The organism is Luteimonas sp. e5 (genome assembly GCF_054031035.1).
Genome location: NZ_JBSTRX010000002.1, coordinates 668,811 through 683,564, shown reverse-complemented (window position 1 = coordinate 683,564; position 14,754 = coordinate 668,811). Strand labels below are relative to the sequence as shown.

Below are 14,754 nucleotides of genomic sequence, written 5' to 3'. Positions count from 1 at the left end.
AGCGCGCTAGCATGCCGGCATGGACAAGCGCTTCCTGATCTGCGGCCTGGTCACCGGCATCGTGGCGCTGGTGCTGGACTTCCTCATCCACGGCCTGTTGCTACGTGCCGATTACGCGGCGCTGGTGCCGGCCGGCTTGATCCGCGGCCCGGAGCATGGCGCTCGCTACTTGCCATGGATGCTGCTGGCGCACCTGTGCATCGGCTTCGGCCTGACCGCGCTGTATCGCGCCTTCCACCCACGCGCGACCAGCGATGTGCGTCAGGGCCTGCGCTTCGGTGCACTGATGGCACTGACCGTGCCGCTGCCCGGCTACCTGGTCTATTACGCGGTGCAGCCCTGGCCTGGCATGGTGGTGCTCAAGCAGATCGTGCTTTCCGCGCTGGCCATGCTGCTGCTCGGCCTGTTGCTGGCTTGGCTGCAACCGCGGCGACGGGTGCTGTGATGCAGGCCCGCCCCCTCCCCGTGCTCGCCGTCGGCCTGTGCCTGCTGCTCGCGGCCTGCGGTGAATCCCCGCGCCAGCGCAGCGCCGGGAACGACGCGAGCAACGCCCATGCACCGGGCACACCGTTGCCCACGCCCGCCGGCGGCGCCGGCTCGATCACCGGCATGCCGGCGGCAGGCGACGGGCAACCGGTGCAGATCGACGTGCCGGGCATCGAGGAATTGCCGGAGGATGGCGCCGAACCTGCGATCCATGATCCGTTGCTGGCCGATGCACCACCCCTGCCGGCACCGGTTACCGCCACCGGTACGGATGCCCCACCCGAACCCGGCGCCGATGCCGCCGTGCAGGTCATCCGCGACTACTACGCCGCGATAAACAATGGCGATCCGGCTTCCGCCTATGCCTTGTGGCGCGGTCGCGGCGAAGCCAGCGGACAGACCCTGCAACAGTTCCGCAACGGCTATGCCGACACCGTCGGTGTGTCGCTCAGCATCGGCCAGCCCGGGCGCATCGAGCCGGGCGCCGGGCAGCGCCACATCGAAGTCCCGGTGACCCTGACCGCGCGCCATGCCGATGGCGGCCAGACCCGCTACGCCGGCAGCTACCAGTTGCAGCGCAGCGTGGTGGATGGCGCCGATGCCGAGCAACGCGCCTGGCGCATCCGCTCCGCCAACTTGAGGGAAATCCGATGACCCAACACCCCATGTCCCGAACCAGTCAGCACCTGCGGCTGCCCGTCGCCATGCTCGTGCTCGCCCTCGCCGCCTGCAACGCCCCCGCACCGGGCAACGGGAATGCGGAAGAGGTCGCTCCGCCTGCCCGCGCCAGCTCCGCAGATGACACTGCCACTGCCAATCCGGAACCGGCCGCACCCGCCGTACCTGCCGATGGCGCGCACGACTGGCGCCTGCCCGGCGCGCTCACGGCCGACACCACGCTGCAGCAGCTGCAGGCGCGCTACGGCACCGACAATGTGCGCGTGGTGGATGACCTGCCACTGGCCGAAGGCGATACCACGCGCGGCATCGTGCTGTTCCCGGAACAGCCCGAGCGTCGCGCCACGCTCTACTTCACCGACACCGCCGCGCTCGCGGGACTGGCCTCGGTGCGGGTTTCCGATCCGGGCTCGCTGTGGCATTTCGCCAGCGGCGTGCGCATCGGCATGCCGCTGCAGGAACTGGTCACCATCAATGCCGCCCCGGTGACCTTCTACGGCTTGTCCTGGGACTATGGCGGGCGCGTGGCGGATTGGAACGGCGGCAAGCTCGACCCAAGCGCAGGCGACATCGGCGAGTTGGGCGTGCGCCTGGAACCTGCGCCCTCGGCCGGCGGCGACGCGTATCCGGAAGGTGACTCGGAATACCGCAGTGACGACGCACGCTGGCCGCGTCTGGGCAGCGCCTTGCAGATTGGCGAACTGAGCTACGCGCCGCCGGCACGCGGCGCGCAATGATCAGCCGCGGCGGGTAGCGCGGGTATCCGTCGCCACAGCCGCCTTCTTGCCGGCACGCTTGGCGACGGTTTTCACGGTCGCCGCCTGTTTGCGCGGCGTCTTCGTCACCGCTTTTCTGGCGCTGGATTTGGCGGCGGCTTTCCCGCGGGTGGACTTGGCCGTGGCCTTCTTGCCGGCGGATTCGGCAACGCTGCGCTTCGAGGTGCTCTGCTTGCGCGGTGCCTTCGCCACGGACTTCTTGCCCGTCACCGATTTCCCGCTCGCCGATCGGGTTAGAGCCTTCTTCGTCGCGCTCTTCTTGCGCGGCGCCTTGGCGGCGCTCACGCCGGCCGTGGCGTTGCCGCTGGCCGTTTTCCTGCCGCCGGACTCGGTGGCCGCTTTTTTGGCGACGGCCGAGGTGAGCGGTGCCTTTTTCACTGCCTTGGTTGCGCCACGCTTGCCGGCCGTGGTCTTCTTCACCGCGGCCTTGGAAACCGCTTTCCTGCCGGCTTTTTTCGCCTTGGCTTTCTTCGCGGCCGCCTTGGTGCCAGCCTGGCTCGCGACGGGTTCGTCGGCTGCGCTGGCAGCGCCCTTCGTCCTTTCACTCGGCTTGGCATCCCGCTTGCCGCCATCCGATTTCCCGGCAGCCTTCTTGCGTACGGTCCGGGACGTGGTTTTTTCATCGACGCGGCTGGCATCGCTCTTGTTGCCGGTGGCCGCACCCTCCGTCTCCGAGCCCGTGCCGCGCTGCGCAGGTTGGGATGCCTCCGCCAATGGCTTGCCAGGCGCTTTCGCCTCCGCTTTGTCACTCGACGCGGCGAGCGGCTCACTCGCCCCGTCCCCGGTCGATTCCTCCGCCTTCTCTTCCGGCTTGGGTTGCAGCAGGGTGCCGCTGCAGCCGGGCGCGCCGCAGCGGCAGGCCCAGAGCTCTTTCAATTCGTCGGTATGCGGCTCGTCGAGCACGATGCCGTAGTTGTAGGACAGTTCCTCGCCGGCGGCGATGTCGCGCAGCGCCTCGATGACGACCTTGTCCTTGTGCCGCTTGCCCTTCGGGTTCTCGTACAGCACCGCCTCGCAATTCGGCGTGCAGCTGTGGTTGATCCAGCGCGCGATGTTGCCTTCGACATTGGCATCGATCACGTACTCGTCGTTGAGCGTGAACAGGAAGGTATGCCCGTTCTCCTCGATGCCGCCGTACTCGGCATCGACGTCGGCATGCGAGCGCAGGAAGCCCTTGTAGCGAATCACCTTTTCGCCTTTGGCGATGTCCCGGGTGGCGAATACGCCATTGCCGTGGATCGGTGACTGGCGGCGTTCGATCTTGCGCGACTTCTTTTTCGACTTCTTCGATTTCTTCGACATGAAAGGCGATGGCTGACGACTGGCAGGGCATTGTGCCGCATGCCGCGCTTTGCCGCGGGCCGGCTTAATAGTACAATTCCGGTCCTGATTGATTTCCCTGGCCAGCCTCCGCCACGCCGCCATGCTTCGCGTCACCAAACTCACCGATTACGCCACCGTGCTGATGAGCGTGCTGGCGGCCACGCCGCAGGCGGTATTGAGCGCCGCGGAGCTGGCCGAACGCGCCGGCATCGAGCCGCCCACCGCGGCCAAGGTGCTCAAGCCGCTGGCGCAGGCAGGCCTGGTCGAAGGCATCCGTGGCGCACATGGCGGCTACCGCCTGGCACATGACCCGCGCGAGATCTCGCTGGCCGACATCGTCGAGGCGATGGAAGGCCCGCTGGCGATGACCGAATGCAGCACCGACCATGGCCAATGCGAGATCGAGGATTCCTGCGGCATTCGTGGCAACTGGCGCCACATCAACACGGTGATCGCCGATGCGCTGTCCGCGGTCAGCCTGCACGCCATGCTGCACGGTGACATTCGCCCTGCCCTCCCTGCGCGCAAGCGCATTCCCGCCCGCCTCGCGCTGGCCTGAAGACCACCATGAACACATCCACTGCCCTGCCTGCCACCGCGCCCGACGCGCCGCAGGAAAACGCCGAAATCCATGCCCGTCTCGGGCGCAGGTACGAAGCCGGCTTCATCACCGACATCGAAACCGAATCCCTGCCGCCGGGCCTGGACGAGGACATCATCCGCGCGCTGTCGGCGAAGAAGCAGGAGCCGGAGTGGATGACCGAATGGCGCCTGGCGGCCTACCGTCACTGGCTGACCATGCCGATGCCCGAATGGGCGCGGCTCCAAATCGATCCGATCGACTTCCAGGCGCTGTCCTACTACAGCGCGCCGAAGGGCCCCAAGTACAAGTCGCTGGACGAAGTGCCGCAGGAGCTGCTCGACACCTACGACAAGCTCGGCGTGCCGCTGCACGAACGCGCGAAGCTCGCCGGCGTCGCGGTCGACGCGGTGTTCGATTCGGTGTCGGTCGGCACCACCTTCCGCAAGGAGCTGGCCGAGAAGGGCATCATCTTCTGTTCCATGTCCGAGGCCATCGCCGAGCACCCGGACCTGGTGCGCCAGTACCTCGGCAGCGTGGTGCCGGTGGGCGACAACTTCTTCGCCGCGCTCAATTCGGCGGTGTTCTCCGATGGCAGCTTCGTCTACATCCCCAAGGGCGTGCGTTGCCCGATGGAGCTGTCCACCTATTTCCGCATCAATGCCGGGCATACCGGCCAGTTCGAGCGCACCCTGATCATCTGCGAGGATCGTGGCCACGTCAGTTACCTGGAAGGCTGCACCGCGCCGATGCGCGACGAAAACCAGCTGCATGCGGCGGTGGTGGAGCTGGTCGCGCTGGAAGATGCCGAGATCAAGTATTCGACGGTGCAGAACTGGTACCCGGGCGACGAGAACGGCGTCGGCGGTATCTACAACTTCGTCACCAAGCGCGCCGAATGCCGCGGCGCGCGCAGCAAGGTGACCTGGACCCAGGTTGAGACCGGCAGCGCGATCACCTGGAAGTACCCGAGCTGCGTGCTGCTGGGCGATGACAGCGTGGGCGAGTTCCACTCGGTGGCGCTGACCCATCACCGCCAGCAGGCCGATACCGGCACCAAGATGATCCACGTCGGCAAGCGCACCAAGAGCAAGATCGTGAGCAAGGGCATCAGCGCCGGCCACGGGCAGAACACCTACCGCGGCCTCGTTCGCGTGGAGCGCTCGGCCGAGGGCGCGCGCAACCACACCCAGTGCGACTCGCTGCTGATCGGCAAGCAGTGCGGCGCGCATACCTTCCCTTACGTCGAGGTGCGCCGCGCCGACGCCACCGTCGAGCACGAAGCGACCACCAGCAAGATCAGCGACGACCAGCTGTTCTACTGCCGCTCGCGCGGCATCGGCGAGGAAGACGCGGTGTCGATGATCGTCGACGGCTTCTGCAAGCAGGTGTTCCGCGAACTGCCGATGGAGTTCGCGGTGGAAGCCAAGGCGCTGCTGGAAGTGTCGCTGGAAGGGGCGGTCGGATGAGTGCGCGCCTGCCCGCATGCCTTGCCGGCCTGCTTGGCAGTCTGGCGCTGTTGCCGGCGCTGGCGCTGGCACAGGCGCCGGACACCGCGTGTCGCATGGACGGCAATCAGGCCGAGCTCAACGCCTGCGCCGCTCAGGAGCTGGCCGCGGCCGACCGCGAACTCAACGAGGTCTATGCCCAAGTGCGCCGGCGTCATGCCGACGACGCGCTGTTCCTGGATCGGTTGCGCACCGCACAGCGTCGCTGGATCGCCTTCCGCGATGCCGAAATGGAGGCCCTGTTCCCGACCGAAGCCGACGAAGACCCGCGCATCCGCTACGGCTCGGTGAATCCGATGTGCCGGCTCAACGAGAAGGCGCGCCTGACCCGCGAGCGTACCGCGCAGCTGCGCGCCTGGCTCGACGGCCTGCCCGAAGGCAGCGTGTGCAGTGGCTCGCGCCCGATCTCCGGCAACTGAACCCTTCCCTCTTTCCCATTCCCCACCTGTCCCGGGACCAACCCATGCTCGATATCCAGAACCTTCATGTCCGCGCCGGCGAGCGCAGCATCCTCAACGGCCTTTCACTGGCGGTGAAGCCGGGCGAAGTGCACGCCATCATGGGCCCGAACGGCGCCGGCAAGTCCACCCTTGGCAACGTGCTGGCCGGCCGCGAAGGCTATGACATCAGCGAGGGCAGCGTGTCGTTCGATGGCCAGGACCTGCTTGCGCTGGAGCCGGAGGAGCGCGCTGCGCTCGGCGTGTTCCTCGCTTTCCAGTACCCGGTGGAAATCCCCGGCGTCAACAACACCTATTTCCTGCGCGCCGCGCTGAACGCGCAACGCAAGGCACGTGGCGAAGCGGAGCTGGATTCGGTCAACTTCCTCAAGCTGGTGCGCGAGAAGATCAAGGTGCTGCACCTGCCCGACAACCTGCTCAACCGCGGCCTCAACGAGGGCTTTTCCGGCGGCGAGAAGAAGCGCAACGAGATCTTCCAGCTGGCGGTGCTGGAGCCGCGCCTGGCGATCCTCGACGAGACCGATTCGGGCCTCGACATCGATGCGCTCAAGGCGGTGGCCGATGGCGTCAACGCGCTGCGCTCGCCCGATCGCGCATTCGTCGTCATAACCCACTACCAGCGCCTGCTGGAATACATCAAGCCGGACGTGGTGCACGTGCTGGCCGATGGGCGCATCGTGGAAAGCGGCGGGCCGGAACTGGCGCTCAAGCTCGAAGAGCATGGCTACGCCTGGGTGCGTGACCGCATCACGCCGGAGGCGGCGGCCTGATGAGTGCATTGCTCGACTCCCTGCTGGCCGGCCACGAGGAACCCGCGGCCCACCTCCTGCGCGAGGCGGGTCTGCCCGGACCGCGCTCGGAAGCGTGGAAATACACCCCGTTGCGCGCCTTCGAGCGGCGCCGTTTCGCTGCGGCCACGCCATTGCCAGCCGACGCCGCGCTGCTGGCCGATATTCCCGCGCCGCGCATCGTGTTCGTCAATGGCCACTTCGATGCCGGGCTGTCGGATTTCGACGGCCTGGGCGAGGACATCGACATCGATTGCCGGCATCACGAGCGCGCCGCACTGGAGATCCCCGCGCAGGCCGATGCCTGGCAGCCGGCGGGCGATGCGGTGTTCGCCAACCTCAATGCGCTGCTGGCGCGCAACGGCGCCCGCATCCAGGTGCGCGGGTCGATTTCGCAGCCATTGCATCTGGTCAGCCTCGGCATCGGCGATGGCGATGACCGAGTGAGCCATCTGCGCCACCAGCTGCATCTGATGCAGGGCGCGGCACTGACCCTGGTCGAACACCAGCTGGGCGTGGAAGCGCACGCCAATTTCGACAACAGCCACATCGAGATCCGGCTTGAGGCCGAGGCGCAGCTGCAGCACCTGCGGCTGCAACATGACAGCAACGCCGCCAGCCGTTACCTGCGCAGCGAGGTGCGGCTGGAGCAGGATGCGCATTACCGGCGCCTGGATCTGGAACTGGGCGCGGCGCTGTCACGCCACGAGCTCAACCTGAAGCTGCAGGGCAGCGGCGCGCATGCCGCCTGTGGCGGCCTGCTGCTCGGCGATGGCCGGCGTCATCTCGATACCCGTCTGGAAATCACCCATGCCGCGCGCGACACACGCTGCGACCTGCCCTGGCGCGGGCTCGCCGACGATCGCGCCAAACTGGCGTTCCATGGCGGCATCACCATCCTCGCCGGCGCCGATGGCAGCGACGCGGACCTGCAGAACCGCAACCTGCTGCTGTCCGACACGGCCGACATCAACACCCAGCCGGTGCTGGTGATCCATGCCGACGAAGTGCAGGCCGCGCATGGCGCCACCGTGGGCCAGCTCGACCCGACCGCACTGTTCTACCTGCGCTCGCGCGGCATCGGCGAGCTCGAAGCCCGTCAGATGCTGACCGCCGCCTTCGTGCATGACCTGCTGTCCATGGTCGAGGATGCGCAGCTGCGTGCGATGCTCGAAGCGCATGTCGACCGTGCGCTGGCGCGCCGCGAGAGCGCTGCGTGATGAGCGGCGCAATCGACTGGCAGGCGATCCGTGCCGAGTTCCCCCTGCTGCAGCGGCAGGTGCATGGCAAGCCGCTGGTCTATCTCGATTCGGCCAATACCAGCCAGAAGCCGCGCGCGGTGATCGAAGCGGTGGATGCGTACTACCGCCGGCACAATGCCAACGTCAGCCGCGCGGTGCACCAGCTCGGTGCCGAGGCCACCGAGCTTTACGAGAATGCGCGGCGCAAGCTCGCCACTTTCCTCAATATGCGCAGCGACGAACTGGTGCTGACCAGCGGCACCACCTTCGCCATCAACCTGATCGCCTATTCCTGGGCGCTGCCGCGGCTCGCGCCCGGCGACGTGATCCTGCTCAGCCGCATGGAGCACCATGCCAACATCGTGCCGTGGCAGTTGGTGGCCGAGCGCACCGGCGCCAGCATCCGCGTGGCCGAACTGCAGCCCGATGGCGCACTGGACATGGATGCGTTGTGGGCGGCGATGACGCCCGAGGTGAAGCTGCTCGGCCTGACCCATGTCAGCAACGTGCTCGGCACGGTCAACCCGGTGCAGGAAATCTGCCGCGAAGCACGCAGGCGCGGCATCGTCAGCGTGATCGACGGCTCGCAGGCGCTGCCGCACATGGCGGTCGACGTCGCCGCGCTGGGCTGCGACTTCTATGCCGCCACCGGGCACAAGCTGTGCGGCCCGACCGGAACCGGCCTGTTGTGGGCGCGGCGCGAACATCTGGAAGCGATGCCGCCGTTCATCGGCGGCGGCGAGATGATCCGCGAAGTGCGCTTCGAGGGCAGCGTGTTCAACGACCCGCCGCAGCGCTTCGAGGCCGGCACCCCCAACATCGCCGGCTTCGCCGGGCTTGGCGCGGCGGTCGAATGGCTGGACGCGATCGGCATGGCCAACATCCGCCAACGCGAGGCCGACCTGCTCGATCACGCCACGCGCGCACTGACCGAAATCGAAGGCCTGCGCATCATCGGCACTGCGCCCGACAAGGCGGCGATCATCAGTTTCCTGATCGATGGCGTGCACGCACACGACCTCGCCACCCTGCTCGACTTGGAAGGCGTTGCGGTACGCTCCGGCCAGCATTGCGCACACCCGCTGCTGCAATTCTTCGGCGTCAACGCCACCTGCCGCGCCTCGCTCGCGTTCTACAACACGCACGAGGACGTGGAGGCACTGGCCGCGGCGATCGGAAAGGTGCGGCGGCTGCTGGCTTGAAGCCAGAAGTGAGTGAAGAGGAGTGAGAAGCGAGAAAAAGCAAAAGCTGGCGCTGCCACACTCCCCTCTCCACTCCCGCGTCGCTCTTGCGTCCCCCTCTCACTCCTCACTCCTCTTCACTCACTCCTCGCCTCATGCGTTTCCGCCACGCCACCACCGCCGACATCCCGATGCTGCTCGAGCTGGTCACCAGTGCCTATCGCGGCGAGGCCAGCCGTGCCGGCTGGACCACCGAGGCCGATCTGCTCGATGGTGCGCGCATTGACGCGGAACGGCTTGCACTGGACATCACGCGCGAGGACAGTCTGGTGCTGATTGCCGAAGTCGAGGGCGAGCCGGTCGCCTGTGCGCACGTCGCGGTGGAGGATGGCGCCGGTTACTTCGGCATGTTTGCGGTGCGTCCCGGCTTGCAGGCTGGCGGCATCGGCAGCCGCGTGCTGGCCCAGGCCGAGCGCATCGCGCGCGAGGAACTTGGACAGCGGATGCTGCGCATGAGCGTGATCGACCTGCGCGAGGAACTCATCGCTTGGTACCAGCGCCGCGGCTACCGCCGCACCGGCGTGCACAAACCCTTCCCCTATGGCGATGAGCGCTTCGGCATCCCGCGTCGCCCCGACCTGCGTTTCGAACTGCTGGAGAAAGCACTGTGAGCGAAGACCTGCGCGACTGGGAATTCGTCTGCACCGAGGCCGAGCTGCTGCCCGGCGAAAAGAAAACCGTGTGGCACGGCGACACGCCGATCCTCGTGGTCAATCTGGATGGGAACTATTACGCCGTGCATGACCAGTGCACGCATGAGGATTTCGAGCTTTCCGCCGGCGAGGTGGACGGCGAACGCGGCGAGATCGAGTGCGTGTTGCATGGCGCCAAGTTCAACCTGCGCAGCGGCGAGGCAACCTGCCCCCCCGCCTACACGCCGGTGGCCCGTTTCCCGGTCAAGGTGGTGGATGGCGCGATCTGGACCCGTGACGACCGTTGAACGCCAGTTGCCGGCTCACATCATCGGCAGGCGGTAATCACTGCGCGTGAGCAGGTCGGTGCCGCACTCCAGCGCTTCGAGCCAGTCGAGGAAACGTCCCATCGCCTCACCCTTCAGCGGCAAGCCGTGCTGCGGCACGATCATGTCCGGATTCAGCTCGCGCACCATCTCCACCCACAGGCGCAGCACCTTGTTGCACGCCATGTAGCGGCGATGGAAACCCTCCATTCGCCGCTTGTGCTCGTCGAAATCGCTCTCCACGAAGCGGTAGGGCTCACCGCTCGGAATCAGCGAGGCACCGACGTCGCCTGAAAACAGGATTCGGCTTGACGGATCCCAGAAGCAGAAGTTGCCGACCGAATGCATGAAGTGCGCGGGCAGCAGGTGCACCTTGGCATCACCCAGATCCACGTGGCCGCCGCTGTCGGGAATCAGCTTGTAGCGCTCGCGCCCGGCATTCTTCATGTAGCCCGGCACCACGTGCGGCACGAAGCGTCCCCACAACTCGGAGCAGACGATGGTGGTTTCGGTGTACAGCATCCACTTGTCCACCGAACCGATGATGTCCGGGTCTTGGTGCGAACACAGGATCCAGTTCACCTGGGTCGGACGCACGTACTGGCCGATGGCGAGGATCAGCGGGTTGTACAGCAGCGCGCCGCCGGGATCGAGCAGCGCCGAATGGCTGCCGTGCTGGATCAGAAACTGGTTGGCCTGGACGCCGTCTTCTCCGCGTACCAGGTCATTGAAGGCGACGCAGCGATGCTCGCCGGACTCAAAAAGCACATGACCCATCGTATTCAATCCTGAACGATTGCCGACACCATAAGTCGGTTGGCGGCGAGCGGACGTGAGCGCGATCAAATATTCGCGCGCAGAACCCGATTCGCGACCGATGTCGAAGCAGAATGTGTCGATGCGCACAAAATCCCGGGCGCGGCTTGCCCATGTGCGGCGGCGTGGCGGCTTCCCCGCGTTTTCTGCCGCATCCGCATGGGTCAGGCGCACAACCGCTGCTCAGGCCCGAGCCGGGAACGCTGCACCTGTCGGTCCGGGTGTGGACGAAACCCATCCGAAGCCATGGACACGGCCGGGATTCATGCCATGGCTGTTGCCGTGCGCACCGTCGGCCTCCCGCGCCTCGGGGACAGGTTGACGAAAAGGGCGAAGCCGTCTCCGAGCAGCGGCCGGGTCATGGCTTCGCCGGCGGCAGGCTGCAGCAGCGTGTCCCCGCCTTGCAGCTCGATGCCGGTGCCCGGCAGTTGCATGCGTCCGCCAGCCAGGTGCAGGACGGCGACTTCGCCCGATCCGGCACTCCAACGGGCATTGCCACGTACCTGCCGTCGCTCCAGGCGGGCATCGACACGCGCCGGTTTCCACATCAGGTTGAACGCCTCTGCCGGCCCATCGAGCAAGCGCGCATGCAGTGCACGGCCACCGTCGAAGCGCAGGCTGGGCATTTGCGCGCAAAGCTCGACGCAATCGCCATCATCGAAGCACAACGCCATGCCCGCGCCGCTGAGCAAGACGATTTCGCGCTGGATGCCGGGGAATGTGGAGAACGGGCCGTCCGCTTCGATCTCGGCCCGTGACAGGCGCCAGTCCCAATCCACTCCCGCACCACCCACGACGATTTCGCGGGTCCAGCCACCGCCATTGCGCCAGCGCTGTCGCGCCGCATCGGCCAAACGAATGATTCGCGGAATGTGCATTGCCCGAGTCTAGCCATGCCACCGACCTGCATCAGCCTCCGGCAGTCGGGCCGTTGTCTTCGGAAAACACCCTATGCCGGGCACAAGGTGTCGCCTGGCATGCCATCCATGCATGCCAGGCGACGACACGTCCCTGTGGCCACGTCCTGTGGCAGATGGCCTTGATCCTTCCTGGCCATGTGTTGGGGCGTCCTGCCCCGCACCTGCACGAGGCCGGGACACTCCCCTGAGTGTCAGGGTTTGCGAGTCAACGGAACACGTCCCTTCTGCTCTCTCGAAAAGGGTTGCCGTGGTCGTGCCTCGCCGACCGTCAGGCGCTCGCGGTTGCGCGCCACGGCCTGCATGCCGACACCCTTGACCAGGGCCAACTGCTCGACGCTGGTGAATGCGCCATGCGCTTGCCGGTAATCGATGATTGCGCGGGCGTGCGCAGGATCGATGCCCTGCAGGGCTTCATGCAGCCTTTCGGCATCGGCGGTGTTGATGTCCACCGCCTCCGCCGCCGTGGCCTGGCCGGGCGGGCCGAGCATCGGCAACAGGAGTGCAAGCAGAGCGGACAGGTATTGCATGGACATGTGCCAGGACCGATTCGGCAGACGGGAACTTGGGGACAGTCTGTGCCGGCGCAGCATGCACGACCATCGGCGCTTCCTTGGTCGGAGCATCGGAATTTTTCCCGCCAATGGGTAGGAGTTTTCTTACCCAGCGGTCAGGCGATGCTCACGGGCGGCACATGCACGAATCGCTAAAGTCGGAGTTTCCCGCCATGGAGCGCACCATGTCCACGCTGCCCGATGCCCGCCAGATCAACGCATTCGTCGATCGCAAATGGGATGAGGAAATCGTCCCGCAATTGATCGAATACATCGCCATCCCCAACAAGTCGCCGATGTTCGATCCGGACTGGGTCGAACACGGCTACATGGAGCAGGCGGTGGAGCTGATGTGCGAATGGGCACGGCGCCAGGACATCCCCGGCATGACACTGGAAGTGGTGCGCTTGGAAGGCCGCACGCCGCTGATCTTCATCGAGATCCCGGCCAGCGACGCGGCGACGGGCGAAGACTGCGTGCTGCTTTACGGGCATCTCGACAAGCAGCCGGAAATGACCGGCTGGGACCCGGACCTCGGTCCGTGGAAGCCGGTGCTGCGCGGCGACAAGCTGTACGGCCGTGGCGGCGCGGACGATGGCTATGCGCTGTACGGCTCGCTGGCCAGCCTCATGGCGCTGCAGGCGCAGGGCATCGCCCATGCGCGCTGCGTGGTGCTGATCGAGGCCTGCGAGGAATCGGGCAGCTACGACCTGCCGGCCTACGTCGACCACCTCGCCGGACGCATCGGCAAGCCCTCGCTGGTGGTGTGTCTGGATTCGGGCTGCGGCAATTACGAGCAGCTGTGGTGCACCACCTCGCTGCGCGGCATGGCCGGCGGCAATCTGCGGGTGGACGTGCTCGACGAAGGCGTGCACTCCGGCAGCGCCTCGGGCGCGGTGCCCTCCAGCTTCCGCCTGCTGCGGCAATTGCTCTCGCGCGTGGAGGACGAGAACACCGGGCGCATCAATCTCGAAGGCCTGCACGTGGACATTCCCGCCGAGCGCCGCGAGCAGGTCGAGCGCATGGCGGACACCCTCGGCGACGAACTGATATCGATGTTCCCGTGGGCAGATGGCGTGCAACCGGTCAGCGATGACCTGGTCGAACTGGTGCTCAACCGCACCTGGCGCCCGGCGCTGTCGATCACCGGGGTCGATGGCATGCCGCCACTGGACTCGGCCGGCAACGTGTTGCGCCCGTACACCGCGGTCAAGCTCAGCCTGCGCCTGCCACCGACGCTGGATGGCGAAACCGGCGGTCGCCTGCTGCGCGATGCACTGCTGCAGGATCCGCCGAACCGGGCCAGGGTCAGCTTCGAACTGGAAAAATCCTCCACCGGCTGGAACGCGCCGAGCATGTCGCCATGGCTGGCACAGGCGGTCGATGACGCCAGCCAGGCGGTGTTCGGCAAACCGGTCATGTACATGGGCGAAGGCGGCACCATCCCGTTCATGGGCATGCTCGGCGAGAAGTTCCCGGGTGCGCAGTTCATGATCACCGGCGTGCTCGGGCCGCACAGCAATGCGCATGGGCCGAACGAGTTCCTGCACATTCCCATGGGCAAGGGCGTGACCGCCTGCGTGGCACACGTGATCGCCGCCCATCACGCCGCCAGCCTGCGCGGTGAAACCGCGGGCTCCGCGGTTGCCGCCGACTCCGGCACACGCCATGGCGATCATGGCTGCTGCTGAACCGATCTTCCCGCGCCGCGATGCCTGCCGCGATGCAACATGGCAATCACGCCTGCCTTGCTAGCATCCGTGACGCACTCAACAACCGGAGCAACACCATGTTCGGAGGCGTTATCGGTTACATCATCGGCGGCCTGATCATCGGCGTGCTGGCCCGTCTCATCAAACCCGGTTCCGATCCGATGGGCTGGATCATGACCATCCTGCTTGGCATCGTCGGTGCGGTGATCGGCGGCCAGGTATCCGTCAGTCTTGGCCTGGGTCGCGTGCTGACCTGGGTGGTGGCGATCCTCGCCGCGGTGGTGTTGCTGTTCGTCTACGAGGCGATGCGCAAGAAGCGCCCGACACGCTGATCGGGGAACGTTGCGGGATGCTCCCGGCGGGCATCCCGCATTCACCACTGTTATGATTTTTGCCACGGCCTCGACGGGAATCACCATGCCGCTGTTCGGTAGCGAAAACTGGCTCTATATCGGTTTCATCGGTCTTCTGGTCGGCCTGCTGGCACGCCTGATCAAGCCGGGACGCGAGCGCATGGGCTGCCTGATGACGATCGTGATCGGCATCGGCGGCGCACTCCTGGCCGGCGCCGTCGGCCAGCATTTCGGCTGGTACCAGCCCGGCCAGTCGGCCGGTTTCATCGCCGCGGTACTGGGCGCGATCGTGATCCTGATCGTGGTCGGCCTGTTCCGCTCGCCGCGCGAACGGCGCATCTTCAAAAGCCGTCGCTGAGCACGGC

The 14,754-nt window shown here is 66.5% G+C and carries 17 protein-coding genes and 1 pseudogene; 14 read left to right on the top strand and 4 right to left on the bottom strand.

The features are described from left to right. Nucleotides 1-19: 19 nt before the first annotated feature. Genes ACW11F_RS08700 through ACW11F_RS08690 form a run of 3 tightly spaced genes read left to right on the top strand, consistent with a single transcriptional unit; the run spans nucleotide 20 to nucleotide 1,901 of the window. Entirely contained in the window at nucleotides 20-445 is a 426-nt protein-coding gene (locus tag ACW11F_RS08700) for a hypothetical protein (RefSeq protein WP_456996456.1), read from the top strand. Next, nucleotides 445-1,140, top strand: coding sequence for a hypothetical protein (locus tag ACW11F_RS08695; protein WP_456996455.1), 696 nt, complete (start codon nucleotides 445-447; stop codon nucleotides 1,138-1,140). The genes ACW11F_RS08700 and ACW11F_RS08695 overlap by 1 nt, the downstream gene beginning before the upstream one ends. Then, nucleotides 1,137-1,901 (top strand): hypothetical protein, encoded by a 765-nt coding sequence (locus ACW11F_RS08690; protein WP_456996454.1) that lies wholly within the window; start codon nucleotides 1,137-1,139, stop codon nucleotides 1,899-1,901. Before ACW11F_RS08695 ends, ACW11F_RS08690 begins: the two co-directional genes overlap by 4 nt. Nucleotides 1,902-2,750: 849 nt before the next feature. Here ACW11F_RS08690 and ACW11F_RS08685 read toward each other — a convergent pair. Next, a pseudogene (locus ACW11F_RS08685) lies at nucleotides 2,751-3,242 on the bottom strand (SET domain-containing protein); the annotation flags it as partial. Between the two features lie 121 nt (nucleotides 3,243-3,363). Here ACW11F_RS08685 and ACW11F_RS08680 point away from each other — a divergent pair. The 8 genes from ACW11F_RS08680 (at nucleotide 3,364) to ACW11F_RS08645 (ending at nucleotide 10,019) form a co-directional block, all read left to right on the top strand. Next, nucleotides 3,364-3,822, top strand: a complete 459-nt coding sequence (locus ACW11F_RS08680) for an SUF system Fe-S cluster assembly regulator (RefSeq protein ID WP_456996453.1) — start codon at nucleotides 3,364-3,366, stop codon at nucleotides 3,820-3,822. Nucleotides 3,823-3,830: 8 nt separating this feature from the next. Beyond that, nucleotides 3,831-5,312 (top strand): Fe-S cluster assembly protein SufB, encoded by a 1,482-nt coding sequence (gene sufB / locus ACW11F_RS08675; RefSeq protein WP_456996452.1) that lies wholly within the window; start codon nucleotides 3,831-3,833, stop codon nucleotides 5,310-5,312. Next, nucleotides 5,309-5,770, top strand: coding sequence for a lysozyme inhibitor LprI family protein (locus ACW11F_RS08670; protein ID WP_456996451.1), 462 nt, complete (start codon nucleotides 5,309-5,311; stop codon nucleotides 5,768-5,770). The genes sufB and ACW11F_RS08670 overlap by 4 nt, the downstream gene beginning before the upstream one ends. Nucleotides 5,771-5,814: 44 nt before the next feature. Then, nucleotides 5,815-6,579, top strand: a complete 765-nt coding sequence (gene sufC, locus ACW11F_RS08665; protein WP_456996450.1) for a Fe-S cluster assembly ATPase SufC — start codon at nucleotides 5,815-5,817, stop codon at nucleotides 6,577-6,579. Further along, nucleotides 6,579-7,817: a Fe-S cluster assembly protein SufD gene (gene sufD / locus ACW11F_RS08660; RefSeq protein ID WP_456996449.1), complete on the top strand. Its 1,239-nt coding sequence runs from the start codon at nucleotides 6,579-6,581 to the stop codon at nucleotides 7,815-7,817. The genes sufC and sufD overlap by 1 nt, the downstream gene beginning before the upstream one ends. Beyond that, entirely contained in the window at nucleotides 7,817-9,040 is a 1,224-nt protein-coding gene (locus ACW11F_RS08655; protein WP_456996448.1) for a cysteine desulfurase, read from the top strand. The genes sufD and ACW11F_RS08655 overlap by 1 nt, the downstream gene beginning before the upstream one ends. A 134-nt stretch (nucleotides 9,041-9,174) precedes the next feature. After that, the gene (locus ACW11F_RS08650; RefSeq protein ID WP_456996447.1) at nucleotides 9,175-9,690 is read left to right on the top strand and encodes a GNAT family N-acetyltransferase; all 516 of its coding nucleotides are present in this window, start codon (nucleotides 9,175-9,177) and stop codon (nucleotides 9,688-9,690) included. Beyond that, nucleotides 9,687-10,019 carry a non-heme iron oxygenase ferredoxin subunit gene (locus ACW11F_RS08645; protein WP_456996446.1) on the top strand — a complete coding sequence of 111 codons (333 nt, stop codon included), beginning with the start codon at nucleotides 9,687-9,689 and terminating at the stop codon, nucleotides 10,017-10,019. Before ACW11F_RS08650 ends, ACW11F_RS08645 begins: the two co-directional genes overlap by 4 nt. Before the next feature lie 15 nt (nucleotides 10,020-10,034). On the opposite strand, the gene ACW11F_RS08640 is transcribed toward ACW11F_RS08645, so the two are convergent. The 3 genes from ACW11F_RS08640 to ACW11F_RS08630 all read right to left on the bottom strand — a co-directional run bounded on the left by ACW11F_RS08640 (nucleotide 10,035) and on the right by ACW11F_RS08630 (nucleotide 12,261). After that, on the bottom strand, nucleotides 10,035-11,027 hold the full coding sequence (locus tag ACW11F_RS08640) for an oxygen-binding di-iron domain-containing protein (RefSeq protein ID WP_456996445.1): 993 nt from the start codon (nucleotides 11,025-11,027) through the stop codon (nucleotides 10,035-10,037). Nucleotides 11,028-11,116: 89 nt separating this feature from the next. Continuing rightward, on the bottom strand, nucleotides 11,117-11,731 hold the full coding sequence (locus ACW11F_RS08635) for a HutD/Ves family protein (RefSeq protein WP_456996444.1): 615 nt from the start codon (nucleotides 11,729-11,731) through the stop codon (nucleotides 11,117-11,119). 233 nt (nucleotides 11,732-11,964) lie between these two features. After that, nucleotides 11,965-12,261: a ComEA family DNA-binding protein gene (locus ACW11F_RS08630; protein WP_456996443.1), complete on the bottom strand. Its 297-nt coding sequence runs from the start codon at nucleotides 12,259-12,261 to the stop codon at nucleotides 11,965-11,967. A gap of 248 nt (nucleotides 12,262-12,509) precedes the next feature. Here ACW11F_RS08630 and ACW11F_RS08625 point away from each other — a divergent pair, with 248 nt between their 5' ends. The 3 genes from ACW11F_RS08625 (at nucleotide 12,510) to ACW11F_RS08615 (ending at nucleotide 14,747) form a co-directional block, all read left to right on the top strand. Beyond that, a complete protein-coding gene (locus tag ACW11F_RS08625; protein WP_456996442.1) occupies nucleotides 12,510-14,015 on the top strand; it encodes a M20 family metallopeptidase in 1,506 nt (501 codons plus the stop codon). 98 nt (nucleotides 14,016-14,113) lie between these two features. Next, nucleotides 14,114-14,368, top strand: coding sequence for a GlsB/YeaQ/YmgE family stress response membrane protein (locus tag ACW11F_RS08620; protein ID WP_456996440.1), 255 nt, complete (start codon nucleotides 14,114-14,116; stop codon nucleotides 14,366-14,368). An 85-nt stretch (nucleotides 14,369-14,453) separates the two neighbouring features. After that, nucleotides 14,454-14,747, top strand: a complete 294-nt coding sequence (locus ACW11F_RS08615) for a GlsB/YeaQ/YmgE family stress response membrane protein (protein WP_456996439.1) — start codon at nucleotides 14,454-14,456, stop codon at nucleotides 14,745-14,747. Nucleotides 14,748-14,754 lie beyond the last annotated feature (7 nt).

Excerpts from the sequence above, each read along its gene's own strand:
- ACW11F_RS08690 (WP_456996454.1), top strand. The coding sequence starts at position 1,137 with ATGACCCAACACCCCATGTCCCGAACCAGTCAGCACCTGCGGCTGCCC.
- ACW11F_RS08635 (WP_456996444.1), bottom strand. The coding sequence starts at position 11,731 with ATGCACATTCCGCGAATCATTCGTTTGGCCGATGCGGCGCGACAGCGC.
- ACW11F_RS08650 (WP_456996447.1), top strand. The coding sequence starts at position 9,175 with ATGCGTTTCCGCCACGCCACCACCGCCGACATCCCGATGCTGCTCGAG.
- sufD (WP_456996449.1), top strand. The coding sequence starts at position 6,579 with ATGAGTGCATTGCTCGACTCCCTGCTGGCCGGCCACGAGGAACCCGCG.
- ACW11F_RS08695 (WP_456996455.1), top strand. The coding sequence starts at position 445 with ATGCAGGCCCGCCCCCTCCCCGTGCTCGCCGTCGGCCTGTGCCTGCTG.
- ACW11F_RS08625 (WP_456996442.1), top strand. The coding sequence starts at position 12,510 with ATGTCCACGCTGCCCGATGCCCGCCAGATCAACGCATTCGTCGATCGC.
- ACW11F_RS08620 (WP_456996440.1), top strand. The coding sequence starts at position 14,114 with ATGTTCGGAGGCGTTATCGGTTACATCATCGGCGGCCTGATCATCGGC.
- sufB (WP_456996452.1), top strand. The coding sequence starts at position 3,831 with ATGAACACATCCACTGCCCTGCCTGCCACCGCGCCCGACGCGCCGCAG.
- ACW11F_RS08680 (WP_456996453.1), top strand. The coding sequence starts at position 3,364 with ATGCTTCGCGTCACCAAACTCACCGATTACGCCACCGTGCTGATGAGC.
- ACW11F_RS08700 (WP_456996456.1), top strand. The coding sequence starts at position 20 with ATGGACAAGCGCTTCCTGATCTGCGGCCTGGTCACCGGCATCGTGGCG.
- ACW11F_RS08670 (WP_456996451.1), top strand. The coding sequence starts at position 5,309 with ATGAGTGCGCGCCTGCCCGCATGCCTTGCCGGCCTGCTTGGCAGTCTG.
- sufC (WP_456996450.1), top strand. The coding sequence starts at position 5,815 with ATGCTCGATATCCAGAACCTTCATGTCCGCGCCGGCGAGCGCAGCATC.
- ACW11F_RS08615 (WP_456996439.1), top strand. The coding sequence starts at position 14,454 with ATGCCGCTGTTCGGTAGCGAAAACTGGCTCTATATCGGTTTCATCGGT.
- ACW11F_RS08655 (WP_456996448.1), top strand. The coding sequence starts at position 7,817 with ATGAGCGGCGCAATCGACTGGCAGGCGATCCGTGCCGAGTTCCCCCTG.
- ACW11F_RS08630 (WP_456996443.1), bottom strand. The coding sequence starts at position 12,261 with ATGCTCGGCCCGCCCGGCCAGGCCACGGCGGCGGAGGCGGTGGACATC.